Origin of the sequence: Corynebacterium nasorum, assembly GCF_022347325.1 — a bacterium.
Classification (GTDB): Bacteria; Actinomycetota; Actinomycetes; order Mycobacteriales; family Mycobacteriaceae; genus Corynebacterium; species Corynebacterium kefirresidentii.
This window is the reverse complement of record NZ_JAKRDU010000010.1, coordinates 1-26,324: the sequence shown is the minus strand read 5'-3', so window position 1 is coordinate 26,324 and position 26,324 is coordinate 1. Positions and strand designations below refer to the sequence as shown.

Here is a 26,324-nt window from a genome sequence, read left to right as displayed (position 1 = left end):
AATCGCCTTCTAAACGCCAGGTATAAGTGTGGAAGTGACTACTTCCGCAGCTAACCAGACCGAGTACCCCGCCGGCCAAGATCCCGCTCGCTGGCGGGTACTTATCGTTTTGCTCACGGCGCTTTTTATGTCGCTGCTGAGCGTATCCATTGTTAATGTGGCCCTGCCCTCTATTCAATCGGGTTTAGGGGCCTCTAATTCGGATGTGCAATGGGTGCTCTCCGGCTATGCGCTCACTTTCGGCGTCATCCTCGTGGCGGCCGGCCGCGCCGGAGATCTCGTCGGCCGCGGCGGCATCTTTCTAGCTGTCATCGCTATCTATTCCATCAGCGCCGCAGTCGCCGGTTTTGCCCCTAATGCTGAGGCACTCAATGCCGCCCGCTTTATCCAAGGCATAGGTGCTGGCCTGCTTAATCCCCAGGGCGTGGGCATGATCCAGCAGTACTTCCGCGGCCCCGAGCGGGCCCGCGCCTTCGGCTATTTTGGCTCCACGGTGGGCCTCGCCGTGGCCATTGGACCGGTACTTGGCGGCTTGCTCATACGCCTGGGTGGCGCAGACCTGGGCTGGCGGTTGACCATGCTGGTCAATTTCCCCGTCGGCCTTATTGCCATCATCTTGGGATTGATGTGGTTTCCGCGGCCGCTGTTTTCTCGTGTACGCGATGAAATGGGCAATAAACTGGGAATTTTCAAGACCCTAGCCACCCTTGATCCCATTGGTGCTGTGATCCTTGGCGCCGCCGTGTGGGCCATCCTCTTCCCCTTCATGGAGTCTTCTGGAACACCTGGCGTGTGGTGGCTGCTGCTCCTGGGCGCGTTTTTACTGGTGGCATGGGTGCTGTGGGAGCGACGACACAAGGCCACCGGTCATCCACCAATGGTGGATCTTAATATCTTTGCTACTGCGAGCTTTCGCAATGGCACCATCATCGCCACCTTGTGGTTTATGGGTATTACCAGCATTTGGGTGCTCGTCGCGCTCTACTTCCAAAGCGGTCTCGGGCACTCCGCCCTCGCTGCCGGATCCGTAGGCATTCCAGCCGCTTTGTTGAGCTCTATTTCTGCCACACTGGCCGGCCGGTCAGTGTCCGTCCACGGCCGCAAGGTCGTGGTTATCGGCATGATGGTGACCATCTCCGGGCTCGTTTCCACCATTGCGCTCATCTGGGCCACCGAGCAATGGGGCACCAGCGAATGGTGGATGGTCCTGTCGCTCTCCTTGGTGGGCGGCGGGCAAGGCTCGGTCATCTCCCCTAACCAGACGCTCACCTTGGCACATGTCCCTCAGGCCTACGCTGGATCGTCGGGCGCTGTCCTCCAGACCGGCCAGCGCATCGGCACGGCCATCGGTCTTGCCGTCATCACAGCCATAGTCTTTGCCACCTTGCACGGCACGAACGCGGACTGGCCGCTTTCCATCGTCGCCGGCTTCGGCGTCATCCTGTCCATGTGTCTTGCCTCCCTGGGATTCGCCGTAGCGGATCAGCGCAGCTCCCAGGCCTAGGGATCGCGCTTTAAAACGCCACAATTAAAGCCCACCGCGGAAATTCCACGGTGGGCTTTGTGCTGCGCTTTAGATATCCAGGAAGCGGACGTCCTTGGCGCGGCGGGTAATAAAGGAACGGCGGGCCGAGACATCGTCACCCATGAGGATGGAGAAGAGCTCATCGGCGCGCTGCGCGTCTTCCAAATCCACGCGGCGCAGGATGCGGGTGCTCGGGTCGAGCGTAGTTTCCCATAGCTCGGCGGCGTTCATCTCGCCCAGACCCTTGTAGCGCTGGATGCCGTCATCCTTGTTGATCTTGCGGTTTTGCTCCAGCCCCTCGGCCAGCAGCTTATCGCGCTCGTCGTCGGAAAAGGCATAGCCCGGAGTGCCCTTGGACCACTTGAGCTTGTACAGCGGCGGGTTAGCCAGGTACACGTGTCCGTCCTCAACCAACTGGGGCATGAAGCGGAAGAGCAGGGTCAATAGCAGCGTGGCAATGTGCTGGCCGTCGACGTCGGCATCGGCCATGAGCACGATCTTGTCGTAGCGCAGCTTCTTGATGTCGAATTCCTCGTGGATACCGGTACCCAGTGCAGTAATAATCGCCTGGACCTCAGCATTCTTGAGGACCTTATCCATGCGGGCCTTCTCCACGTTCAAGATCTTGCCGCGCAGAGGCAAGATGGCCTGGAACATGGAATCACGGCCGCCCTTAGCGGAACCACCTGCGGAGTCACCCTCCACGATGTAGAGCTCGGAAATCTTCGGGTCCTTAGAGCGGCAATCCGCGAGCTTGCCGGGCAGTCCGCCCAGATCGGTGGCAGATTTGCGGCGCACCATCTCGCGGGCCTTGCGGGCAGCCATGCGAGCATGTGCGGAGGACACGGCCTTATTGATAATGGCCTTTGCCTCAGCCGGATTGGCATCGAACCAGTCATTGACGTGCTCGTTCACCGCACGCTGGACAAAGCCCTTGATTTCGGAATTGCCCAGCTTGGTCTTGGTCTGGCCCTCGAACTGCGGATCGCCCACCTTGACGGAAATGACGGCGGCCAAGCCCTCGCGGCAGTCATCGCCGGAGAGGTTGCCATCCTTTTCCTTGATGAGCTTATGCTCCTTGGCATAGCGGTTCATCAAGGAGGTTAGGGCCGCGCGGAAGCCTTCTTCGTGCGTGCCGCCCTCGTGGGTATTGATGGTATTAGCAAAAGTGTGAACGGACTGCTTATAGCCCTGGTTCCACTGCAGTGCTACTTCCACCTCATGATCTTCGCCCTTGGCATCGAAAGAAACGATAGTCGGGTGGATCGCGGTCTTGGACTTATTGAGGTACTTGACGTAATCGGTCAAGCCATCCGGGTAGTGGAAGGTGATCTTCTTGCGGCGCTTCTTTTCCGCCGCAGCTTCCGCCGCTTCACCGGATTCTTCGTTGAAAGTATCGCCAGCGTCCGGGGCATCATCGAAGGAGGTTTCATCCGCACTGGTCTCGCCGGATTCTGCATCGGCGATTTCTTCCAGCTCGATCTGCTCTTCGGTAACGCGCTCATCGATGAGCTCAATGGATAGGCCCTTATTCAGGAAGGCCATTTCCTGCAGGCGGCGAGCAATGATGTCGTAATCGTACTCGGTAGTTTCAAATACTTCCGGATCCGCCCAGAAGCGGATTTTGGTACCCGTGCCGCGGGCGTTGCCGCCCTCAACGAGATCATCCGGGACGGCATTCTGGAAGTTTTGATACCAGTGCTTACCATCGCGTTTAATTTCCGCTTCTACGCGGGTAGAAAGTGCGTTCACCACGGAAATGCCGACGCCGTGCAGGCCGCCAGATACGGCGTAGGAGTCGGAGTCGAATTTACCGCCAGCGTGCAGCTGCGTCATGACCACTTGGACGGTAGGTGCGCCGGAGGCGTGCATTTCTACCGGGATACCACGGCCATTATCGATGACCTCGACGCCGCCATCTTCCAGCAGTTTGACGGTAACCTTATCGGCGTAGCCGGCCATAGCCTCATCGACGGAGTTATCAACGATCTCCCAAATGAGGTGGTGCAGGCCGCGCGAACCGGTCGAACCAATGTACATGCCGGGGCGCTTACGGACGGCCTCGAGGCCCTCCAGGATCGTAATTGACCCGGCATCATATGCGTGTTCTTCAGCCACGGATTCGTGCTCTCCTTTTGGCTATAGCTAATTCTAAGACTTTAACTATTCTACACGGATACCCCCTACTGAAAGACACCCCACACCCGTGAGAGATAGGAATCTGGCGCGCTCTGAGGTTATTTAGGATTTAAAGGTCGGATCCAAGTGCAACCTATTAGCCATACGTATCTTGCGATCCTTGTGGTTTCACCCACTGCCGCCCCTCATAATTTCGCTGCTGCTTGGGCCCATGAATGCGCAGCTCAACAATGACATCCGGGCCTAGGCGGTCAGAGATTTTCCGCAGGATTTGTCGCTGCAGATAGCGCAGCTCCGTAGCCCAGGTGGAGTTATCGCAGGACACATAGACAACCTTGTCCTTAATCCGTTGCGGCTGCGTATGGGCGGCGATGCGCTCGCCCACGAGATTCTCCCAATTACCCATCACCCAACCATTGGCCAAGTCGTGCTCCCAGCCGCGATTGACTACCTCGCGGCTGATTTGGGCTCCCAGGCTCGGCACCGCCAGCGTTCGCCGTTTCTTCCTGCCATCTGGTCCCGTAGGAATGCCCCGTTGATAGCCCATATACCCCTGCTTTTGTGCCTTCTCTAGAGAGGGCACCGGCATCTTCGGCACAGGGCGGGTTAGCTTCGGCGGGTTCTTGGAGGTGGACCGTACCAATTTAAAGTACTGGGTGACAGGATCAATGCGCTGCTTGCCGACGCCCCCTTGTTCCTCACTCATCCTTGTCACCATCCCCATCCTCAACGGCATCCTCAGCGCTGAGCTTGGAGATGCGGCCGGTATCGGTATCTTCCACGCTCACGCGGTAGCGCACGATGGGTTCCAAGTTCCCCGGTAGGTCCTCATCTACCGCCGCGGTAATGAGCACCTGCTCGGCCTCGGCGGCCAGGTGGACAAGCTGCTTGCGGCGCTTGGCGTCAAGCTCGGCAAATACATCATCCAAAATGAGCACCGGATCCGATCCTCCCTCTTGCCGCAGCAGACTAAACTCCGCCAGGCGCAGCGCAATGGCATAGGACCACGTCTCACCATGGCTGGCAAAGCCCTTGGCCGGCTGATCACCCAGATTAAGCACCAGATCGTCGCGGTGCGGGCCCACCAGGGAAATGCCGCGTTCAATCTCGCGCTGCCGGGCGGTGGCCAACTCGGTAAGCAAGACGGCCTCTAGTACCTCGCGATCCGAGGTATCGATAGTGGACTTATATTCCACCTGCGCCAGCCGCGATTCTGGTGCCAGGCCGGAATAAGCGGCGGGGATGTGGTCCAAGAGGGCGTCGACAAGCGCAAGGCGCGCGGCGATTACTTGGGCGCCGAGCCGGGCAAGCTGCGCATCCCAGGTATCCAAGGTAGCCAATGCGGCGGCACCGTCGCTATCGGAATAGCCGCGGCGCAGGCTGCCGGAGGCTGATTTCAGCAAGGCATTGCGCTGCTTGAGTACCTTGTCATAGTCGGCCTTTACACCCGCAAGGCGCGGAGTCCGCGAGGCAATGATGCTATCGAGATAAGCGCGCCGTCCAGCCGGCTCCCCGCGCACCAAGGCCAAATCCTCCGGGGAAAAGAGCACCGTTTTTACCACGCCCAGCAGCTCACGGGGGCTGCGCAGGCGCGTGCGATTGATCTGCGCTTGATTGGCCGCGTGGGGTTTAATCAGCAAATGGGTAGTGAGCTCGCGGCCTTGGTTCACCGCGGTAATAGACACCCGTGCACTATCGGCACCCTGCCGCACCAACGGTGCATCGTGAGATACGCGATGGGAGGAAAGATGGGCAGTATAACCAATGGCCTCGACGATATTGGTCTTGCCAAAGCCATTGCGCCCGACAAAAAGGGTGATCCCGGGCCCTAGCTGCACATTAAGTTCGGGCCATGAGCGAAAATCCCGAACATCGAGATCCCTGACGTACATTAGCCCGGCAGGCGAACCGGCATGAGCAGGTAGGTGAAGTTGGTCTTCGGCGTGGGGAAGTTGCCATCTTCATCGGCCTCAGGCAGCTCTTCCGGTTCTGGGATCATAATGGCTGGGCGGGAAGGCTCGGTGAAGCCGAAGACCACGCGGTCGGTGTTAATGACGGCCAAGCCATCTTTGAGGTAGCCCGGATTGAAGGCAATGAGAAACTCATCGCGGCCATGGAAGGCGCACGGCAAGGTTTCGGTCGCATTACCGGCATCCGCGCCGGCAGATAGGGTTACCTGACCATCGGCGAATTCCATGCGAATCTGCGCATTGCGATCCGTCAGCAATGAGACGCGACGGATTGCTTCCTGCAGCGGGGCGACCTCAATGGAGGCAATATTGGTGTGATTCTTCGGCAGCAGTGGCTGCACGTTGGGGAAGTCCGCATCCAGCATGCGCGTGGTGGTTTCGCGATTATCCGCGTGCAGGCCAAAGAGGCCATCGGCACCAATATTGTCATCGGTGCCCACGGCAATCTCTACCGGAATGTTGAGATGCGGATCCAAGGAACGGCCGGTTTCCTGGAGGGTCTTAGCAGGCACCAGGAGCTTGGCTTCCACGTTCGGGGACTTGGGTTCCCATTCCAAGGTGCGCATGGCCAGACGGAAACGGTCCGTTGCCGTCATCTCAATGTCTTTGCCATGGATATCCATGTGTACACCGGTGAGCATAGGCAGGGTGTCATCCTTGCCGGCTGCGGCAGCGACCTGGTGGATGGCCTCGACGAAAAGCTGTGGCTGGATAGTGCCCGTAACCTCTGGCAATACCGGAAGCTGAGGGTAATCATCCAGTGGGATCAGTGGCAGCTCGAAGCGAGAGGAACCACAAGTAACCAGTGCCTTGGAATCTACCTGGGAGATCTCTACTTCCTTGTTGGGCAAAGAAGCAACGATATCGGAGAGGAGCTTGCCGGCTACCGCAATCTGTCCGGGCTCATCCACCATGCCGGCGATGCGGACGCGGGTAGAGACCTCATAATCGAAGCCGGTGAACTCAAGACCATTGTCATCCGCAGTGATCAACATCGCGCGAAGCACGGGCTGAGTGACCTTGGAAGGCAGGCTGCGAGCAACCCACGCTACGGCGTTGGCAAGGTCATCTTTGGCAACGCGAAATGACACGGCTTCATCCATGGTGCGAAGAGCTCCTCTGAGGCAAGTAGGAAATTTGTTACTTACAAAAGACTGGCTTCCAACTTACCGCATTGGGCGCGGTGCGCCACAACGTGTAATTCCATCTTTGCCCGCTCGATCCGCGCCTGGCCGGAGGCGGGGCGGGCCGAATTCCACACACCCTCTTTCTTCTATACAGATCAGAGAAATAATTTAGTAGTAGTAATAAGCGGTGTGGGATCTGTGGGTAACTAGGTAAATGACAAGTTCATGGCGCAGATCCGGGGTGTGGCAAATCTTGTGATCTTACTGTGATCAATCGGGGTGAATTGTGGACAACTAGTGGGATCGCCGTTTTATCCACAGGTTTTGTCATTTGATCACTGATCTACACACAACACTGATCACAGGGTGGTTCTCCCAGCACAAGGCCTGTGGAATTAAAAACTGTGAGTAAGATCTATGAATTACAAAGTTGAAATTACACAAGTGTGAATAACGCTGTGGATAACTTTTCTTGCAGATAAACGGCTCTTTTTAGAGGGTTTCGGGCCTTATTTGTGAAATTACACGGGTGTGCCGGTGCGGCGTGGAGGATTCTGTCTAGCTTTCTAGCTCGTTTCAACCCCAAGTGACCCCGGCGAAATCTGGGAAGCGGGATCGGGAAAACAAAAGCGCCCTCCTTATATAAAGGAGAGCGCTGAGGCAGCACGCTAAGACTTAGGCGCGACTGCGATTCTTGATGCGTTGGGTAAGCGCCTGGATCTCGTCATAGGTATTGCGCTTTTCAGTCATCTCTTTGCGGATTTTGCGATCGGCATAAATGACGGTGGTGTGGTCCTTACCGCCGAACTGTTCACCGATCTTGGGCAGGGATAGCTCGGTAAGCTCGCGGCACAAATACATTGCCAGCTGGCGAGCATGCGCTACCGCGCGCTTCTTGCCGGCGCCGCGCAGAGTTTCTACATCAATATCGAAGAAGTCTGCCGTGACCTCCATGATTGAGGTAGCGGTAATCTTTCGATCAGCGGAATCCGGGGCCAAATCGCGCAATGCGATTTCCGCCATCTCTACGTTGATTGGCTCATCTACCAAAGAGGAATAGGCCGAAACACGGATAAGTGCGCCTTCGAGCTCGCGAATGGAAGATTCAAAGCGCGAGGCAATGAGCTCAAGCACGGAGCGATCCACCTCGGTGCCGTCATTTGCCGCCTTCTTCATCAAAATCGCGATGCGCGTTTCCAGATCTGGTGGCTGAATATCGGTAATAAGACCGCCTTCAAAGCGCGTGCGGAGGCGATCCTCCAGCGTTGTCAGCTGCTTCGGCGGGCGGTCCGAAGACAAAATGATCTGCTTATTGGCTTGGTGCAGCGCATTGAAAGTATGGAAGAACTCTTCCTGGGTGGATTCTTTGCCCTCCAAGAACTGGATATCATCGACCATCAAGATGTCGAGATTGCGGTAGCGCCGTTTGAAGGATTCCTGGCGGTCATCACGCAGCGAATTAATATAGTCATTCGTAAATTCTTCCGAAGACACATATTTCACGCGCAAACCCGGGTGCAGCACCTGGGCGTAATTACCAGCGGCGTGCAAAAGGTGCGTTTTGCCTAGACCAGAGCCACCCCAGATGAATAGTGGGTTATATGCACGGGCGGGATTTTCGGCCACGGCAACGGCTGCACCATTGGCAAAACGATTCGAAGACCCGATAACGAAGCTATCGAAGGTGTGCTTCGGATTCAGTGAAGTTTCACGGTTGGGATCATGTGCCGGAGCCTCGCGCGGGATGCGAGCGGAATTAGAGCTAGCATCGGTGAAATTTCCCGCGGACTGCGCCTGCTGCTGGTTATAGTGCTGGGCAAGCTCATCCAAGCTGGCTGGGGCATGGCTGGATTGCCAGTTGTTTTGGGCGGGTGCCGGTTGTGAACCGGTATCAGAGTGTTGCGGGCGCGGAATGTAGTTCTGGGGAGGCTCCGTGCGCTGGGGTTGTTGCGCTTGCGGAGCCTGCTGCTGTTGCGGGGGAGCTGCCTGGGGAGAAGGCTCTGTGGCTGGTGGTTGTGGTTCTTGCGGAGTAGCCAAGGTAACCGCGAAGGAGCAGGGACGTCCGAGGTGTCGGGTTAAGGCCTTGGCGATGTACTCGCCCAATTCATTTTCGACCACATTTTTGGCGTCGAGGTTCTCGGCGGCAACGAGGGTGTAGCCCTCGACCATCATGATGGGGCGGACCAGTTGGAGGTAAAGGCGTTGTGAATGGGAAAAACTAGGGACCTCGGAATTGGGTTGCTCGGATTGTGCGAGCAGGTCATCAACGACCGCGCGCCAAATGGCATGCAGGTTCGCTTGTGGGTCAGTCACAACAGGCTACCTTTGTGGAATTTAGTCGGGAACGGGTGGACATTGAATAACAATTTTCACCGTGGATTCCACCGTGGTTTTCACAGTGGTTTTTATCGAGTCACCTCGATCTCCACAGAGTTATCCACAGGTGTGGATGAAAGAGTTATTCACAGCTTAGTTCATGGCTGTGGATAACTCTTCATTGGCCGGTTTATGGCGTTAAGCTGCGGAAACTGCAAAAGTCTCAAGCGCTGATTTAGAGTTATCCACATGCCAGGCTTGGCTGTGGAATTTGATTCTTCTGTTGTACCGCCGAAGCGGCGGGTGTGTCTAGTGAGAAAAATTCACCCCCTGGACGCCGATCTGGATAGGTCCTCCAGTGCGGTGGATTCGGCGCAGTAAGAGCCCGGAATCTGGCCGCCTAGCTGCAGGAAACAACATTTATGTAATTTCGGGTGTACCCGGGTGTCGATTTGTTTCTAGCGGCAGAAATCACGTAATCTGGCATGGTCTATTGCAACAAAGAGTTGCGCGTGAAAGTGACAGCGTCACCTCGCACTGGCTGGGCCCGTCGGCTCGCCGTGCACCGGAGAGACTGTGATGCGTCAGGTTCATGGAATCTAATCATCAGTGGGTGCGCCGCTGTTAGCGGTGGTGTGCCTACGCACAACTTCAAGGAGAATTAACGTGGCAAAGGGTAAGCGCACGTTCCAGCCGAACAACCGTCGTCGTGCTCGTAAGCACGGTTTCCGCACCCGCATGAGCACTCGTGCAGGTCGCGCAATCGTTGCGGCTCGTCGCAAGAAGGGCCGCGCAAAGCTGACTGCGTAAGTTATGCTTCCGGCCCAGCACAAGCTCACATCGCCGACACAGTTTCGGCGCACGATGAAGGGCAGTCGCCGGGCGGGCACTCGTACGGTAGTCGTGCATGCGCGCGATAACGCAGGTACGGACAAGGAAGCCGAAATCGCAGCCACTGGGCCGCGCTTTGGCTTAATTGTTTCTAAAGCCGTCGGGAATGCAGTGGTTCGCCACGGCACCTCCCGACGGCTTCGCCATGTGTGCATGACTTTCATTCCCAAGCTGCCTGCCAGCGTGGATGTGGTCATTCGTGCACTGCCCGCTAGCGCCACTGCTAGCAGTGAGCAATTAGAAAAAGATCTTGCTAAAGCACTGCGCAAGCAATGGGATATCTAAATTCCCGCGGGGAGGAAATTCCCCCAGCCAGAGGATTGGCCACACCAATGGTCAAAGTGGTTCGTTTCTACCAAAAACATGTCTCTGGCCTTAAGATGGTATCGACCTGTCGGTTTGAACCGACATGCAGTGCTTATGCCCTTGAAGCGCTATCCAAACATGGCGCATTGAAGGGTACGGCGATGGCAATTGCCAGGGTCTGCAAATGTGGCCCCTGGCATCCGGGCGGATTTGATCCGGTTCCGGATACCAACAACAACTGAGGATTAAACACTCGTGCTTAATTTCATTTATTGGCCAATTTCGGCCGTTTTATGGTTCTGGCACTGGCTGCTTTCCCTCGTAATGGACCCATCCTGGGGCATTACGTGGATTCTGGCCATTGTGCTGCTGACCTGGACGCTTAAGGCGCTGATGGTCAAGCCGACTATCAGCCAGATTCGTTCCTCGCGCAAAATGCAGGAAATCCAGCCTAAGGTGCAGGAAATCCGTGCGAAGTACGGCAACGATCAGACCAAGGCTGCACAGGAAATGCAGAAGGTCTACAAGGAATCTGGCGTTCGTCCAATGGCCGGCTGCCTGCCGGTATTCGTGCAGATTCCAATGTTCGTTGGTTTGTTCCACGTACTGCGCTCCTTCGACCGCACCGTTGCAGTAGCCGGTGGCATTGGCCACCCCAGCGGCGATCCAATGTCCATTGAGGAAAACGCTAATACCGCAAACTACATCTTTAAGCCGGACCTGGTCCAGCAGTTCTTGGATGCCAAGATTTTCGATGTCCCGCTGGTCACCAACCTGCGCTTGAACTCGCCGATTGTGGAGGGCGTAACCACCAGCCAGGCCGCCGTAATCATCGTTCCGATGATCGCCATCATTGCGGTCATGACGCACTTCAACGCCCGCATGAGCCTAAACCGCCAGGAACAGCGCCGCGCCGCCGGTAAGACCCAAGCGCCACAGGGCCAGAATGCGGAAATGATGCAGCAGCAAATGGCCATGATGTCCAAGATGATGCTCTGGGTCATGCCAGCCATGTTGATCTTCTCCGGCTTCATCTGGCCAATCGGTTTGCTGTTCTACATGATGGCCAATACGGTCTGGACCTTCTTCCAAACCCGCATCGTCTATGCCAAGATGGACCGCGAGGAAGAAGAAGAGGAAGCCGCGAAGGCTGAGGCCAAGCGCACTTCCGCACCTAAGCCGGGTGCCCGCAAGAAGGACAACCGCACCAAGAAACAGCGCAAAAACAAATAAACACGGAGGAGAACCCCATCGTGTCCAAGATGGACCCGTCAGTAGTATTCGGCTCCCGCTTGCCCCTCGCGCAGGCTTACCATGATTCGCTCGCTACAGACGGGTCCACTCGTGGTTTTATAGGCCCACGGGAGGTGCCGCGTTTGTGGGACAGGCACATTATTAACTGCGCCGTCGTCAAGCAGGCAATCCCCGAGGGCACCACGGTCATCGATGTAGGCTCGGGTGCCGGACTGCCTGGCATTCCGCTGGCCATTGCGCGCCCAGACCTGCGGATAACCCTGATTGAGCCGCTGTTGAAGCGCTATAACTACCTCAACGAGGTGGTAGAAGAACTAGGGCTCGACAATGTGACGGTCCTGCGTGGCCGCGCTGAGGAAGGCCCGATTAAAAAAGCCGTGGCGGGGGCCGATGTGGTGACCTCGCGCGCCGTCGCGCCCTTGGGTAAGCTTGCGAAGTGGTCGCTGCCGCTAGTGCGCAAGGGGGGCGAGATGATCGCACTGAAGGGCTCTTCGGTACATGAGGAACTAGAACGCGATGCCGCTGACATCAAGAAGGCCGGCGGTGGAAAGGCCGAGGTCAGAACCATCGAGGGAACCACGATCATTCGTGTCCCGCGCGTGAACTAAAGTAGACGGCATGACTAATCCGCGCCTTATCACCATTGCTAACCAGAAAGGCGGCGTAGGCAAAACCACCTCCGCCGCCAACTTGGCCGCAGCGCTTGCCGCAGAGGGCAAGAAAGTGCTGGTGATCGATCTTGACCCGCAGGGAAATGCTTCCACGGCCATGGGTGCGGAACATAATTCCGGCACCGATTCCAGCTATGAGGTGCTCCTCGGGGACTGCAGTGCCGAGAAGGCTATGCAGCCTTCTTCGCACAACGAGAACCTTTTCTGCATCCCCGCCACCATTGATTTGGCTGGCGCGGAGATCGAAATGGTGTCCTTGGTACGCCGCGAATTTCGGCTTTATGACGCCCTGCATAACGGCTTCCTCGAGGAGCATGGCTTCGAATACGTTTTCATTGACTGCCCGCCATCGCTAGGTTTGCTTACCATCAATGCGATGACGTGCGCGGAAGAGGTCATCATCCCGATTCAATGCGAGTACTACGCCCTCGAGGGTGTGGGCCAGTTGCTGGGAAATATTTCCATGATCCGTGAACACCTCAACGAGGATCTGCATATCTCTGCCGTGCTGTTGACCATGTATGACGCCCGCACGCGCTTGGCAGAAGATGTGGCAGATAACGTTCGCGAGCAATTTGGTGCCGTGGTGTTGGGCAATGTTATCCCGCGCTCCGTGCGCGTTTCGGAGGCGCCGGGATACGGTACTACGGTTATTGATTACGCTCCTTCGTCCACCGGTGCCCGCGCCTATCTTGCGGCGGCGCGCGAGCTTAACCGGCGCGGCGATTATCGCCCGCACCCGACCACCGGGGCGATTGGCGTGAGCCCAGAGATTTACGCGGAATTGGAAGGATAGGAACTCATGGCAGAACAGAAGCAAGGTGGACTCGGCAAGGGTCTCGCCGCACTCATCCCATCCGGCCCTGATGCCCCTACCCGCAAGCCGCGGCTGGGAGATTCCGCGGCGGATATCATCTTGGGAAATGCCACCCCGCAGCCTGGCCGCAAGGGCGGCGACGGCAAGCGTGTAAAGGGCGCGCCCACCATTCAACAGGGTTCTGGCTCACAATCTTCGAAGAAGCGTCAGGCCACCCCGGCTCCCATCGGTGCGACCTACCGTGAGATTTCCATTGGGGATATCATCCCTAATCCGAAGCAGCCACGCACCGTCTTCGACGAGTATGAGCTGGGCGAGCTCGTTCACTCGATCCGCGAGTTTGGCCTCTTGCAGCCCGTCGTTGTTCGCCCTTCCGAGGAGGGTGGCTTCGAGCTCATCATGGGTGAGCGCCGTTGGCGCGCTTCTTCCAAGGCGGGTCTGGCTACTATTCCAGCCATCGTGCGCGATACCAAGGATGACAACCTTCTGCGCGATGCCCTGCTGGAAAACATCCATCGCGTGCAGCTCAACCCTCTGGAAGAGGCACACGCCTACCAGCAGCTATTGGAAGAGTTTGGCGTTACCCAGAACGAGCTGGCGGACCGCATTGGCCGCTCGCGCCCACAGGTGACCAATATGCTGCGCCTGCTTAAGCTGCCGGTAGAGGTACAAAAACGTGTAGCCGCTGGTACCTTATCCGCCGGCCACGCGCGTGCGCTTCTATCTTTGGATGACACGGAGGCGATGGAATATATAGCCAACCGCATCATCGCGGAGGGCCTGTCTGTCCGCGCCACTGAGGAGGCAGTCACCCTTTATAAGCGCGATGGCAAGCCGGCCGAATCAAAAAAGAAGCAGTCGGCGCCACAGCCGCAGTACTTCACCGATTCTGCCGAGCGCCTATCGGACCGCTTTGACACCAAAGTCACCGTGACCATGGGCAAACGCAAGGGCAAGATGGTCGTGGAATTTGGTGATCAAGAAGATTTTGAGCGCATCATGGCACTAATGCAGCCAGGTGGATAACTTTCGAAAGATGGAAAGTTTAAACAAATGCTATTTTGCGGTCACTTAAAATATTCGATCTTTTAATCCCAAGGCAGGCTTTAGTAGCAGCACTGATTATTTAACTCCTAAAGTCAGGCTAATGGCTTTCTGAACTTTCGATTGACGTCTCCAGGTATTTAGATTTGATACGGACGTAGGATCCTAAAGGGGGTTCTTGTGTCGTTCAATAGAATGTTGCTAACTTTGGGATGATGAATTATTTGCAATTATTGCATTGCTGCCGAATTTGCTTTATGTAGTTAAATACCTCTCTGTGAAGTTTTACAATTCACTTGCAAGGAAATCGGTACTCTTTGTCAAAGTGAAAAGTAGAAGAAGTAATTGGTACACCCCTGAATTGCACTTCTGATCTGCTCGGGTTGAAAGGCCGTCAGAGAGGGACGTTGGCGTTACTCTCCTATTCTGATTCAGAATCGTTCAATGACAGCTACAGCCTGTCAAGCAGAGCGTGTTCGACTCGGATCATTTGTCCGAAACTCCACGAATTGACCATAAAATAGTCACAGTGAAGATTATGGGAATCGGATGGCTCAGTTCTACCGTTGTTTAGGTTACTTACCAAAAATAAACGGACTTTTAGATTGTTCCGTTTCAAAATCAGGGCTAAGAGGGATACCTTTTCTTTCTTGGAGAAGCAAGATAGCAGTAAAACCTACGAGGCTTGCAGCTACTAGATAGATTGTAACCGCAACTGTTGTGCCTGTTGCATCTACTAAAGATGCAGCGATCATAGGTGCAAATGCGCCGCCGAGAATTGATCCAATGGCATAAGATATCGATACCCCTGATGCACGAACGGATGCAGGGTAGAGCTCAGCATACATGGCGGACTGGGCACCATAAGTTAGTCCTAGGCCTACAGTTAGAAAGATAAGCGCGACATAAAGAAGGCCCAGTGAAGCTGAGTTGACCAGTGGGAAGAGTATTCCAGCTCCAATTGCCTGTACGACAAATCCAATGAGATAAGTCCTTCGTCGACCGATATAGTCCGACACCCAGCCGGCGAATAGCGTGAATATTAACCAAGTTACGGCAGACAAAGTAACTGCGTTGAGCACATCACCGCGCTCAAAGGAAATGGATCCTTCTGGGTTGGTGGCATAATTTTGAATATAGCCTCCTGCTGTCATATAACCTACAGCTCCGTTGCCTGCAAATACCAGTGCGGCGACAAATACAAGAGGTAGATGCTGTTTGAAGAGAACTCCAATGGGATTCGGGCCTTCATGACTTTTGTTGCCCGCTATAACTTTGAAAACCGGCGATTCATCGACGCCGATTCTTACTAAGTAGCCCACGATAACCAACACGAAGGAAAGTAAGAAGGGGACGCGCCAACCCCATTGAAAGAATGCATCTCCGGGCGCAATTCTATTCATAATGGATAAAATTCCCGAGGACATGAGAAGACCGATGGGAACTCCAATTTGGGGTCCGGCACCGTAAAGGCCACGCTTCTGGTTCGGAGCATGTTCAACCGCTAGCAATACCGCTGATCCCCACTCCCCTCCAGCGGATACGCCTTGAATAATGCGGAGAAAAATGAGCATAATGGGAGCCCATAGACCTACTGTTTCGTAAGTAGGTAAGAGGCCGATTAAAGTGGTTGCGCCCCCCATGGAGAAAAGTGTGACCATGAGGACGATTCGTCGACCGTAGCGATCTCCATAGTAGCCGGCTAAAAACGCACCGAGGGGCCGAAACAAAAACGATAGGCCCACAGAAGCGAAAGACACGATGCTGGCCAAACTTCCGGTTAAGGGAGAAAACATTACTTGGTTAAAAACGAGTCCGGCTACTGCAGCGTATAGAAAATAGTCGTACCATTCAATCGCCGTACCGATTGTGGTTGCAGCTACTACACGTCCCATTTCCTTGGGAGAGATCGCGGAGGGGCTCGAAGCATCCATCATGAAGATCCATTCAAATAGTAGAAATGAAGATTATCAGTAGATACTAATCGAATGATTCGCTTCGAACCAAGATTTGTGGGCAGATCTCGTTGACTTAGGACTGCTCAGCTTGAAGGAGTTCAGAAAATTTATAGGTACCTGTCACCACTGTATCCTGATCCATGAGATACATACGCTTTACCGCGATGACGATGGCCTCAGCAATATCGTCGCGGCGGGACGGATTGGTGAGGATCTTTATGTCTTCTGGGTTGGTGAGGTAGCCCAGCACGATCTGGATGACCGGCATTTGGGTCAGGCGAAGCAGATCCCAGGTGCGGCCGTGGTTGCCGCAGTCCAGCAGCTCGGTGCGTGCGACAATCTCACGCTGGATAAAGCCGGATAGGGTCTCACCAATAAGCGAGGAATTGCCGGATTCGGAACCGAAATAGAAGGTGGCAACACCATTGGCCTTCTCATTGGGGTAGGAATCACAAGCCAAAGAGATGACAATGTCCGCATCGAAGGCGTTGGCCAACTCCGCGCGGGACTTCACGTCCGCATCGGAGGTCCGAGGACGGGAGATGATGGTCTCCATGCCGGCGGCAATCATGCGTCCCTCGATGCGTTGGGTGAGGTCCCACAGGATCTCTTGCTCAGAAATATCACCAAAGCGTCCCTTGACCTGTTGGCCGGCGTCGCCGCCGCTCAAGGCGGGATCGATCACAACGCGCTTGCCCGCCAGTTTAGGGCCGGCGTTGCGCACGCGCTCGCGCTCTTGGATATTGTGCGCGGATCCGCCGGTGATACGGCGGCCAAGCAGACTGAGGGCGCGGATGGTGGCGGGACCGCATACACCATCTTCTTGCAAGCCACAGTTGTGTTGGTATTCCTTGAGCGCCGCGTAGGTATTGGTGCCAAAATGGCCGTCTACGCGCTGCTGGTAAAAGCCCAGCTCCTGCAGCTGTTGCTGGAGCTGCGAGATATCATCACCCACGAGCTCATTTGCGGGCTCGTAGGCAAGTACACGGCTGCCGAGCGTATACGAGGCCTGGCGCAGTTCGCGCAGGGTGAGATCATCGATCTCTCCCGTGGGCACGATGCCGCGCGATTGCTGGAAGGCCTTGAGGACCTCAGACAAATTGGCATCAAAGCTCTTGTCGCTCTCGGAGTACTTCTGCTTTTTCCACGCAGAAAGTTCCCCCTTGAAATCTGACAAGAGGCCGAGACGGGCCAAGGTGGCGCGAGCCTCAGCTACACGCACGCTTGTATCGCCGACTCGAAGAACGCGGTTCACGCCTTTTACCCCTTTCACAGCCCGTGTTTAGGGGCCGCATTTCAGAATTTCTACACGCTTAATCTAATAGGAATTAGATTAACAGTTAAAGTTGCTTTTTCACTTGCGCCACGATGTCATCTTTAGAACGCAGACCAACAAATTCGTCTACCTTCTCGCCGTGGTTGAAAATCAGCACGTTAGGGATGGACATGATCTGGAACATGGCACCTAGGTTGCGCTCTTCATCGACGTTGACTTTGGCGATGGTGACCTCGCCGTCTAGCTCCTCTGCTACCTCTTCCAAGATGGGGGATAGCTTCTTGCAGGGGCCGCACCATTCGGCCCAGAAGTCGACGACGACGGGCTTATCGGACTCGATGACGTCCTTGCGGAAGGTATCGGTGGTTACTTTCTTGACGTTGCTCATACTGAATTAACGGCTTTCTGCGAGGAAATGTTCCGCATCAATTGCCGCGCGGCAACCGGAGCCGGCCGCGGTAATTGCCTGCTGGTAGTGGTCATCCACCAAATCACCGCAGGCAAAAACGCCAGGCTGAGAGGTCTTGGTGGTGGGTTGTTCAACTACAACATAGCCATTGTCATTTAGCTCGACCTGACCATTGAGGAAGGAAGAGCGCGGATCATGGCCAATTGCTACGAACATGGCAGTCACGTCCAAGGTAGAGGTCTCGCCGTTGGTGACGTCCTTGAGCTTGAGACCGCCAACTTTGCCGTCGGCTTCAATGACCTCTTCGACGACCTTATTAGTCTCCCATTTAATCTTCTCATTGGCCTGGGCGCGCTCCAGCATGATTTTAGAGGCGCGGAAGTTCTCGGAGCGGTTCACAATGGTGACGGAGTCCGCGAACTTGGTGAGGAAGGTTGCTTCCTCCATGGCGGAGTCGCCGCCGCCGATAACCGCAATATTGTGGTCCTTGAAGAAGAAGCCATCGCACGTAGCACAGGTAGAAACGCCGCGGCCGGTAAGTTCTTCCTCACCTGGTACGCCGAGGTGGCGCGGGGCGGCACCGGTGGCGAGGATGACGGCGCGGGCCTCGAAGAGCTCGTCACCCACGTGCAGCTTCTTAATATCGCCTTCTAGCTCTATCGAGTCAACGACTTCCATGCGCAAATCTGCACCGAAGCGGATGGCCTGGGCGCGCATTTCCTCCATGAGCTCTGGGCCCATGATGCCCTTTTGGAAGCCGGGGTAATTTTCTACCTCGGTAGTATTCATAAGCTCGCCGCCGTACTCGAAGCCCTCGAAGACAATCGGGTTGAGCTCGGCGCGTGCCGCGTAAAGCGCGGCGGTATAACCGGCAGGGCCGGAACCTACGATGGCAACATCGTGGACGGTCATTGCTAACTCCCTTAAATCAGAGTGTGGTTTCGCGTAACGCCATGAGTCTACCCGCCACACTGACAAACGTCGGTATTAGCAAACTCACCCAATGGCGGCGCGTAGGACTTCCCTCGCTCGGGCGCAGCGGGATTTAATGGTGCCGGGCTTTACCCCTTGGGCGGTGGCAACTTCTCCGACGCGGAACCCGGCGACGTCGGTAAGCACCAGCGCTTCGCGCTGATCCTCGCGCAGTAACTCCATGGCCTCGCGCACCGCCAGCTGCTCCGCTAGGTTTTCGGAAGGATTATGCGCGAGCAGCGGGTTGCGATCGTCGTCGAAGTCCTCCGTATCTAATGAGGCATTTTCCCTATTCGAGCGATGGTTGAGGTAGTCATAGCCAGAATTTTTCACCAACCGGTGCAGCCAAGTCGATAGCGCGGATTCGCGCCGATAGGAGTGCAGGTTGCAGCTGGCGCGCAAGAAGGCTTCCTGGACCACATCTTGGGCATCGTGATCGTTTTTGGTGTAGCGCCGTGCCACGGTGGTCAGCCGCGTGCGGTGGCGTTCCACGATGGTGGAAAAGGCCTTATTATCCCCTTCAATGAAAGCATCAACTAGTTCTTCGTCACTGCGGTCATGACTCAGCGTCATATGTAGATTCCCCCCGGATCAACAACTGTTAAACACAGTGTGACCCGAGGGGAAGCAGAGCGCGAGCGCTGGACAGTACAGTCTATTGACCAGCCCGCACGCGAAGCGTGCGCCGCAGATTATCGCGACACTCGAGCAGCACGCGGCGCAGCGCTCCTGGCAGCTCACGGTGCAGCAGACGGGTGGTGGCGTCGTCGGCCATGGGCAGCTGTGGATAGAAGCCGCGGATGAGGCGGTTGGCAATCTCAAACGGGTGCGCGGCCCAGATCTCTTCCACGCGGGAGAAGAATTCCTCCGCAAAGGCCTCCTGCAGTGCAGCTGAGCGCGGGGCATTGAATCCGGCGACCAGCGCGTCTACCTCGGCATTGGAGTAGGCGCCCGGCGTGAGCGCCTTATCGAACGCGGCACGCTTGGTCTCTGGCGTGGGGAAAGCGTGGCTGGCTCCGAGGAATTCCGTAGCGCCGGTCAGCGTATTATCGCGCTGTTTTTCTTTCTCCAACTCGTCTAGTTCTACGGCATTTCGGGCGGCGAGTGCGCGCAGGATGGACCAGCGGATTTCGGGGTCCAAGCGAAGGCCGGCAATGTCACCGGAGAGCAGGGCCTTAAGGCGCGCGGTGCCTGATTCCTCCGGCGTTGCGGCGAGTGCGCGGATGGCGGCGCGAGCGAGTACAAGCTGGGCGTCCGAGGCTGGTTCGGCCTCGTCCAGATGGCCCCAGATCGCCTCGGCATAGTCGGTGCGGACCTGCTCGCGGTCGGCTTCCGAAACATAGTGGGCAATCGCAAAATTGGCATTTGCGCAGGCAGTAGCCAGCAGCGTCGTGTTGGTCTCGTAGGCTTCGTGCTTGACGACGACCCCCACATAATCAATCGCCGACATTTCCCCATCGCGGGTGAGGTTCCATAGTGCGGTCCAGATTACCGCGCGGGTCAATTCATCCTCGATGTCGGTCAGGCGCTCACTCGCTGTGTCTAGGGAGGCCTCGTCGAAGCGGATCTTGGCGTAGGTATGGTCGGCGTCGTTAAGCAGCAGCAATGCTGGGTCCGGAAGGCCGGCCGCCTCATCGATAATGGTGCGGATGGTGCCATCGCCTGTGGGGAGATCGATGTCGATCTCGCGATACTTGTGTAAGTCGGCATCAAAAAGCGAGGCGGTCAGGCGGTGTGGCCGGCAGACGTCCTCGGCTTCTGCAAGGATGGCCAGCTCCGCAATCTTCTCGCCTTCGGTGTGCAGCTCCGGGATGAGCGTATCTGGACCCCACGTACGCAGCCAGGCCTGCGACCAAGCATCAAGATCGCGGTCTGTGTGCTTTTTTAGCGCCTTCAGGAGGTCATCAAAGGTGGCGGCGGCAAAGGCGTGCTCCTGGAAGTAGTCGCGCGCCCCAGCGTAGAAATTATCGCGACCGACATAGTGCACCAGTTGCTTGAGCACCGCCGCGCCCTTGGCATAGGTGATGCCGTCGAAATTCTGGCGCGCGGCATCTACGTCCGGGATCTCCGCCTTAATTGGGTGCGTGGTGGGCAGCTGATCCTGCAGGTAGGCCCAATTTTTGCGGGCGCCGGCAAAGTTGGACCAGGCCTCGGTGTACTCGGTGCCGTGCACGGAAGAATCCGCGCCCATGAACTCTGCGAAAGACTCCTTGAGCCATAGGTCATCCCACCACTGTGGCGTAACCAAGTCGCCGAACCACATGTGGGACATCTCGTGCAGGATGGTATTCGCGCGGCCGGCATGCTGCGCGCGGGTGGCGTGGGAGCGGAAAATGTAGTTCTCCGTGAAGGTGACGAGACCAGGGTTTTCCATCGCGCCGAGGTTGTATTCGGGCACAAAGATGGAATCGTACTTGCCCCACGGGTAGGGATAGCCAAAGTTCTGGTGGAAGAAGTCCATACCCTGGGCAGTAAGGTCCAAGATTTCCTCGTCGAGGTACTCAAACATGGACGCGCGCGCAAAGGCGCGCAACTGTGCCGAGTGGCTGCCATCCGGGGCGGTCCACGTGCGCTCTTGATACTGATAAGGGCCTGCCGCAAAAGAAGTCAGGTAGGTCGACAGCGGCGGTGTCGCCGCGAAGGTGACAGTGGCGAGATTGTCATCCTCATTGCGCTCGACTTCTGGTTGGTTAGAGAGGATCTGCCACTGCTTTGGTGCGGTCATGCGCACGTGGAAGACGGCCTTGAGATCCGGCTGCTCGAGGCAGGGGAAGATGCGGCGAGCATCGGAAGGCTCGAGGTGTGAGTACAGGTAGGTCGCGTTATCGGCCTGATCGTGCATGCGGTGCAGGCCCTGGCCGGTGCGCGAATAGCGGGAGTGACTGATGACCTCGATGGTCAGCTCCTCCCCTACCGGCACGCCGTGTAGCCGGATGATGCTGCTATCAAAGTCCACCTCCTGCGGGGTGCCATTGACCTTTAGCTCAGCGACCGATTCTCCCAGGTAATCCAGGAAGAGCTCGGGCTCATTGCTGGTCAGCTCGAGGCGGGTAGTCACGCGGTAGGTGGGGCTATCGAGTACCTCCGAAAGATCAAGGTGGAGGTGATAGGCGCGCAGGTCCACCGCTGCTGCGCGTTCTTGGAGCAACTCGTGCTGCGTCTTATTTTGTGGTGCGGTCATGACTACGAACTATAGTTACCTCCGTCACGTAGGGTGCGGGGTTGGGGTCCTAAGTTCCGCTGCCTTCTAGGAGCAAAATACCCAGCGGGTATTGGGACCTCGCTGCGGACCTGTTGGACTAGTTTTGCCCGTCCCATACTCTTCAAGCGGCGCTAGATGTCAGTGACCATCAGCAAGCGTTACACCACACTAGAGGACGCAACCTCGCGCGGAGGTGGGCGATCTCATCTCAGCACGCAAGATTTGCGAAAGAACCTAGTTGCCGTCTCAGGTGCACAGTATGGTGGGCCTCACGACTAGATCTAAAGACGTGCAAGAAATTAATCGTCCGGGAAAATCAATAACCTCGGCGATTTACTCCTACTTTCGTAGTGCAGGGATCGTTCCGAGGCTTTCAAGATAGAGATTAGCATTTCCATAATGAGTAATCCAAGATCGACCCCCGTACCGCTATCCCAATGGTTTTCATCCGCGCGGATGAGCCGGTACGCCGATCACCCCACACCAGAGGCGCTATACCTTTGGAATACTCACCTCACGAAGACCTATCTCGCTGACATTGAGCATGTTGAAGTACTTCTTCGAAACTGCATTCACAGTGCCCTAACCAGAAGGTACGGTGACCGATGGTTTGATGACGATCGAATACCTTTCAACGTTGCGGCAAAGAAGAATATCCGCAAAGCGAAAAGACGAGCTGGAGGAGGAGGGGCGTTACCGGGAAAAATCATTGCTGAACTCAGCTTCGACTTCTGGCGTTACCTCTTAAGTAACCACTATCAAGCAAGCATCTGGCCTCAGGTAAAGAGGGCGTTGAAGAAACCCCCTGACAGCAGACAGCAGTTCGAAGAGCTTGTAGTCATTGTTTATGAAATGAGAAATAGGTGCTCTCACCACGAATCAATCGTTCAACAGCGCGATAGAGCCAGTGAAGTCGCACATCTCGACTCCGTTGATAACGCTATCCAAGAAATAGCGGGTTTCATTGATCCTCATGCCGCAACATGGATCAAGAACAATTCCAGAGTCTCCGCTTTACGAGCACAGCGCCCTTAGGCATATATCGCAGTACAAAGTGGGAAACTGAAACCGTCATCACAGTTGGTGTGCAGTCTAACTATTTTCCGTTGAACCATGCCGCCGCCTCGTTCGCTGACAACTGAGGATTACTTTTCACTAGGCAAGGAACGACGTTTCAAGAAAGTCCTCGAGACTCCAATAGTCAGGATCGAACCAAGCAACGCCTTCGTTCACTTCGATTGCGACTAAGTGGTCAGGCAATAAGATGAGGAAATTATTTGTCTCGGTGCGGATTCCTTGGCGTTGTAGCTCTTGTGCGACTCGTTCAGTGCTCTCCTGTGCGGTCTCCGCGGGGTGACGATTAAGGTCAACGCCATAGAAAGTATCTGCGATTGGTACCTCCATGTACTTCATTTCAACGGTGACGCACTTACCGTCCTCCACGCAGCACCATATTTTCCATGAAAATTACTTTTTATGTCTTCATGTTCACGCTGAAATGCTTTCCCAAGGGTAAGGAGTGGCTGTACCGCTATATCGGAAGACGTAGGAAAAGCCCACAGCCAGAAGGTGGCTGCGGGCTTGGGGAAGCTTAATGCTTCTAGTGCGTCTGGGGCACGGGTCTACTGCTTGATAGCGGAGACCTCGAGCTCAATCTTGATCTCCTCGGAGACCAGCACGCCGCCGGTCTTCAGTGGAGCGTTGAAGTCAATGCCGAATTCCTTGCGGTTGATCTTGGCGGTTGCCTCGAAGCCCAGGCGGGTATTGCCAAATGGGTCCTCAGCGGTAGCAACATCTTCCACATCGAGGTCGACGGACTTGGTGGTGCCCTTGATGGTGAGGTCACCGGTGACGGTGCCGTTGCCATTCTCATCAACGTTGAGGTTGGTGGCCTTGAAGGTGATCTCCGGGTACTGCTCTACCGCGAAGAAGTCCTCGTTCTTTACGTGGGCATCGCGGTCATCGTTGCCAGTGGAGATGGATGCGGTGCGGATGGTGGCCTGAGCGTTGGACTCAGTGATGTTCTCGGCCACGGTAATGGTGCCCTCAAAATCGGCGAAGTTGCCGCGGACCTTGGTGACCATTGCGTGCTTGGCGACGAATCCGATAACGGTGTGGGCTGGATCGAGTGCGTAGGTACCTGCTGCGAGGGACATAGTGAATACTCCTAAAATTGTTGCTTGCGTTACACCCCACAGTGTACGCACTACTCCTAAATGGTCAATACTTGAAGTAAAAAAGTTTAGAAGGCGCAGCTCATGAAGTTTTGTGTTGAAGAAAAATAAAAACTAAGGCCGAACTGAAGGCGATTTTCTTCAGTTCGGCCGTCATTTCATGGACTGCAATGTGGGTTCATGTATCCGAAGTTTTCCTAGGGCTGTCCAACGAGCCCAATGTCTGCGATGGTTGCCTTATTGGACTTGGGGAGCTCGGTGATCATGAGCAGCAGCCCGTCGAATTGCTCGGGGGTTTTCTCCAGCTCGATGTCTTCCTTGCCGTTTTTGAACTTGCCTCTTGCCAGTTGGTACAGAGAGCCGGCCTGTGGGTTTTCTGGGTTGAAGCGGTCACGATTAACGCCATAGACGGCATATTTCGCCCCAGCCGAATTGGATTGCACCACCGGCAAGACTGCGAAGTGCGTTGGCGAATCCACAGTGACGAGGACGCCGGTGTCCTCCTCTTCGGTGGACCAGGTGGTGGCCGTTTTGCCGTCGATAAGCGCAGCATCGTCCTTGTTATCAGGAACGGTAACCGCAGAGGAAGGCTGGAGACGCACCGGCGGGGCATCCGGAATTTCGGTGCTGCCGTGGATGGTTTCGCTGACCGGATTAGACGCCTTTACATCGCTGAGCAAGGACATGATCCAGGTGGTCAATGCAGCCATCGCTACGACGAAGATGGTGGCGAAGATACCGATAACGATGACGCCGGAACCGGAATAACCGCGGCCGCCGAAGCCAGGCTCTTGGGCCGGGTCATCCTCTTGGGCCGGTTCTTCTTCTGCCTTTACCGGCAAGGCCTCGGGTGCTTCCTCCGGTTCCTCCGGTGCGAAGTCGTGCAGGCGCTGGGCGATGCCGGCCAAGGTCAGCGCTTTTGCCTCCTGCAGCTGTTCCATCTTTTCCTCGCGGCTGTCCTCATCAGCACTATCGAGGGCAAAGTGCGCGTCCTCGACGCGCTGGGCGGCCTCGTTGGCCGAGAGGTTGGCATCTTCAGAAATATCGCGCAGCTTCTTCGGCGAAGGCTCCGTGGACTCCACGAGCAGCTCCAGGGCGGAGCTGAGGGCCTCGCGGTCGGTGGCGGCGGAGGTGCCATCCAGTACGGCGGGGAAGGCCACCTTGACTACACCGTCGGTAGAAACGCGGAAGCGGTCGCGGTGTTCCACTCCGAGGATGAGGCCGGCATCGTGGGCAGCGGCGGCGTCAGCAAATAGCGGCGCAGTAGCACGAGCCACAGAATGGGGGTCGAGGTTATCGGCCTCAGCCACCTGCTTGAGGGAGGTGCCCTCGAACCAATCCGCCACCACCAGGCAGCCCGTGCGGTAGGACAGGACTTGGATATTATCCGCCACGGTATCGAGCTCCAGCTCGGCAAGGCGGCGGGTATTGCGCGAAATCTCGGCGGAGCGGCGGGCGGCAACTCCCGGAGTCGATGGCGCAATCGGTGCCAGGCTATTGGTATCGACGAACGTCAACGCGACTAGGCGGCCGGTGGACTGCTCGCGTGCTTGCCAGAACTGTGCACCGGTGACCGCACCGTGATCTTGGAGCAAGCGGAAGCGACCATCCGATACCGGGGCGCCCGGCACGAGGCGTGGGCCGCGGACGATACCGGCGGACATTGGTGGCGGTACCAGGGTGGCATTGAAGGCATCCTGGGTGAATACCGGCCGGATTTCCGGCACGTCGGGCTCCTCCAGCTCGATAGCCTTGGAGGAATCGACCTTGATGAAGCGGGACATGCCCGGGATGCGCTGCAAGGCGCGGGCCAGGTTCTGGACCTCCGGCAAGGAGGACTTAGAGAGCACCAGGCCGGTGGCGATGAGGAAGATGACTCCAAGCACCGCGACCTTGATCAGCGAGACGATGGAGGGCAAATTCTCTGGAAGGAGGTAATTCACGCCCCAGTACAGCACCCAGGAGACAACCAAGCCTACGAGACCGGCACCAGAAGCCCACAGCACGGTCTGCGTGACGGCTTTGCCGCCGAGGCTGCCGAGCTTGCGCTTGAGCAAGAAGCCACCGATGACCGCACCGGAGACGAAGCCAAAGCCATTGGCCGTACCGAGCAAAATCACCACGCGGTCCGGGTTGGACGTCATCAACGGGGCCAAAAGCGTAAGGACGATCTTGGTCAGCGTGATGCCGGCGATGATGAAGGTCGGCGTCCAGGCTTCCTCGCGGGCATAGAACACGCGCAGGTGCAGCAGCACTAAGGCATACGGGATGAG

23 protein-coding genes are annotated in these 26,324 nt (G+C 56.4%); 9 read left to right on the top strand and 14 right to left on the bottom strand.

The genetic code is table 11. The features are described from left to right. The first annotated feature begins 28 nt into the window (after nucleotides 1-28). Complete coding sequence (locus MHK05_RS08635) at nucleotides 29-1,504, top strand: MFS transporter (protein WP_239206138.1); 1,476 nt, start codon at nucleotides 29-31, stop codon at nucleotides 1,502-1,504. Nucleotides 1,505-1,573: 69 nt separating this feature from the next. Here MHK05_RS08635 and gyrB read toward each other — a convergent pair whose 3' ends face one another. The 5 genes from gyrB to dnaA form a co-directional block, all read right to left on the bottom strand. Then, nucleotides 1,574-3,643 carry a DNA topoisomerase (ATP-hydrolyzing) subunit B gene (gene gyrB, locus MHK05_RS08630; RefSeq protein ID WP_023020202.1) on the bottom strand — a complete coding sequence of 690 codons (2,070 nt, stop codon included), beginning with the start codon at nucleotides 3,641-3,643 and terminating at the stop codon, nucleotides 1,574-1,576. A 157-nt stretch (nucleotides 3,644-3,800) separates the two neighbouring features. Further along, entirely contained in the window at nucleotides 3,801-4,370 is a 570-nt protein-coding gene (locus MHK05_RS08625; RefSeq protein ID WP_034655616.1) for a DciA family protein, read from the bottom strand. Beyond that, on the bottom strand, nucleotides 4,363-5,556 hold the full coding sequence (gene recF, locus MHK05_RS08620) for a DNA replication/repair protein RecF (protein WP_239206136.1): 1,194 nt from the start codon (nucleotides 5,554-5,556) through the stop codon (nucleotides 4,363-4,365). The genes MHK05_RS08625 and recF overlap by 8 nt, the downstream gene beginning before the upstream one ends. Then, entirely contained in the window at nucleotides 5,556-6,737 is a 1,182-nt protein-coding gene (dnaN, locus tag MHK05_RS08615) for a DNA polymerase III subunit beta (protein ID WP_200288484.1), read from the bottom strand. Before dnaN ends, recF begins: the two co-directional genes overlap by 1 nt. 699 nt (nucleotides 6,738-7,436) lie before the next feature. Further along, complete coding sequence (gene dnaA / locus MHK05_RS08610) at nucleotides 7,437-9,074, bottom strand: chromosomal replication initiator protein DnaA (RefSeq protein WP_239206134.1); 1,638 nt, start codon at nucleotides 9,072-9,074, stop codon at nucleotides 7,437-7,439. A 669-nt stretch (nucleotides 9,075-9,743) separates the two neighbouring features. On the opposite strand from dnaA, the gene rpmH reads away from it, so the two are divergent. The 7 genes from rpmH to MHK05_RS08575 are packed head-to-tail and all read left to right on the top strand — an operon-like array spanning nucleotide 9,744 to nucleotide 14,042. Then, nucleotides 9,744-9,887: a 50S ribosomal protein L34 gene (gene rpmH, locus MHK05_RS08605; protein ID WP_003847033.1), complete on the top strand. Its 144-nt coding sequence runs from the start codon at nucleotides 9,744-9,746 to the stop codon at nucleotides 9,885-9,887. Between the two features lie 3 nt (nucleotides 9,888-9,890). Beyond that, nucleotides 9,891-10,253 (top strand): ribonuclease P protein component, encoded by a 363-nt coding sequence (gene rnpA, locus MHK05_RS08600; protein WP_239206132.1) that lies wholly within the window; start codon nucleotides 9,891-9,893, stop codon nucleotides 10,251-10,253. Nucleotides 10,254-10,300: 47 nt separating this feature from the next. After that, nucleotides 10,301-10,516: a membrane protein insertion efficiency factor YidD gene (yidD, locus tag MHK05_RS08595; protein WP_239206130.1), complete on the top strand. Its 216-nt coding sequence runs from the start codon at nucleotides 10,301-10,303 to the stop codon at nucleotides 10,514-10,516. 13 nt (nucleotides 10,517-10,529) lie between these two features. After that, nucleotides 10,530-11,507, top strand: coding sequence for a membrane protein insertase YidC (yidC, locus tag MHK05_RS08590; protein ID WP_239206128.1), 978 nt, complete (start codon nucleotides 10,530-10,532; stop codon nucleotides 11,505-11,507). A gap of 29 nt (nucleotides 11,508-11,536) precedes the next feature. Beyond that, complete coding sequence (gene rsmG / locus MHK05_RS08585) at nucleotides 11,537-12,136, top strand: 16S rRNA (guanine(527)-N(7))-methyltransferase RsmG (RefSeq protein ID WP_034656078.1); 600 nt, start codon at nucleotides 11,537-11,539, stop codon at nucleotides 12,134-12,136. Nucleotides 12,137-12,146: 10 nt separating this feature from the next. After that, nucleotides 12,147-12,995: a ParA family protein gene (locus MHK05_RS08580; protein ID WP_023020194.1), complete on the top strand. Its 849-nt coding sequence runs from the start codon at nucleotides 12,147-12,149 to the stop codon at nucleotides 12,993-12,995. A gap of 6 nt (nucleotides 12,996-13,001) precedes the next feature. Next, complete coding sequence (locus tag MHK05_RS08575; protein WP_239206126.1) at nucleotides 13,002-14,042, top strand: ParB/RepB/Spo0J family partition protein; 1,041 nt, start codon at nucleotides 13,002-13,004, stop codon at nucleotides 14,040-14,042. A gap of 593 nt (nucleotides 14,043-14,635) precedes the next feature. Here MHK05_RS08575 and MHK05_RS08570 read toward each other — a convergent pair. From MHK05_RS08570 to pepN, 6 genes are all read right to left on the bottom strand, one after another. Next, nucleotides 14,636-15,997, bottom strand: a complete 1,362-nt coding sequence (locus MHK05_RS08570; protein ID WP_411338959.1) for an MFS transporter — start codon at nucleotides 15,995-15,997, stop codon at nucleotides 14,636-14,638. Nucleotides 15,998-16,091: 94 nt separating this feature from the next. After that, nucleotides 16,092-17,273, bottom strand: a complete 1,182-nt coding sequence (locus MHK05_RS08565; protein WP_023020191.1) for an N-acetylmuramoyl-L-alanine amidase — start codon at nucleotides 17,271-17,273, stop codon at nucleotides 16,092-16,094. 85 nt (nucleotides 17,274-17,358) lie between these two features. Continuing rightward, nucleotides 17,359-17,682, bottom strand: a complete 324-nt coding sequence (gene trxA / locus MHK05_RS08560) for a thioredoxin (protein WP_023020190.1) — start codon at nucleotides 17,680-17,682, stop codon at nucleotides 17,359-17,361. 6 nt (nucleotides 17,683-17,688) lie between these two features. Next, nucleotides 17,689-18,615, bottom strand: a complete 927-nt coding sequence (gene trxB / locus MHK05_RS08555; protein WP_239206124.1) for a thioredoxin-disulfide reductase — start codon at nucleotides 18,613-18,615, stop codon at nucleotides 17,689-17,691. Nucleotides 18,616-18,699: 84 nt separating this feature from the next. Further along, on the bottom strand, nucleotides 18,700-19,248 hold the full coding sequence (locus MHK05_RS08550) for an RNA polymerase sigma factor (protein WP_239206122.1): 549 nt from the start codon (nucleotides 19,246-19,248) through the stop codon (nucleotides 18,700-18,702). Between the two features lie 82 nt (nucleotides 19,249-19,330). Next, the gene (gene pepN, locus MHK05_RS08545; protein ID WP_239206120.1) at nucleotides 19,331-21,856 is read right to left on the bottom strand and encodes an aminopeptidase N; all 2,526 of its coding nucleotides are present in this window, start codon (nucleotides 21,854-21,856) and stop codon (nucleotides 19,331-19,333) included. 420 nt (nucleotides 21,857-22,276) lie between these two features. On the opposite strand from pepN, the gene MHK05_RS08540 reads away from it, so the two are divergent. Further along, on the top strand, nucleotides 22,277-22,912 hold the full coding sequence (locus MHK05_RS08540) for a hypothetical protein (RefSeq protein ID WP_239206118.1): 636 nt from the start codon (nucleotides 22,277-22,279) through the stop codon (nucleotides 22,910-22,912). Between the two features lie 120 nt (nucleotides 22,913-23,032). On the opposite strand, the gene MHK05_RS08535 is transcribed toward MHK05_RS08540, so the two are convergent. From MHK05_RS08535 to MHK05_RS08525, 3 genes are all read right to left on the bottom strand, one after another. Further along, nucleotides 23,033-23,320 carry a hypothetical protein gene (locus MHK05_RS08535; RefSeq protein WP_239206116.1) on the bottom strand — a complete coding sequence of 96 codons (288 nt, stop codon included), beginning with the start codon at nucleotides 23,318-23,320 and terminating at the stop codon, nucleotides 23,033-23,035. A gap of 179 nt (nucleotides 23,321-23,499) precedes the next feature. After that, nucleotides 23,500-24,033, bottom strand: a complete 534-nt coding sequence (locus MHK05_RS08530) for a YceI family protein (protein ID WP_239206114.1) — start codon at nucleotides 24,031-24,033, stop codon at nucleotides 23,500-23,502. A 215-nt stretch (nucleotides 24,034-24,248) separates the two neighbouring features. Then, on the bottom strand, nucleotides 24,249-26,324 hold a 2,076-nt coding region (locus MHK05_RS08525), incomplete at its 5' end, for a lipid II flippase MurJ (RefSeq protein ID WP_275436561.1).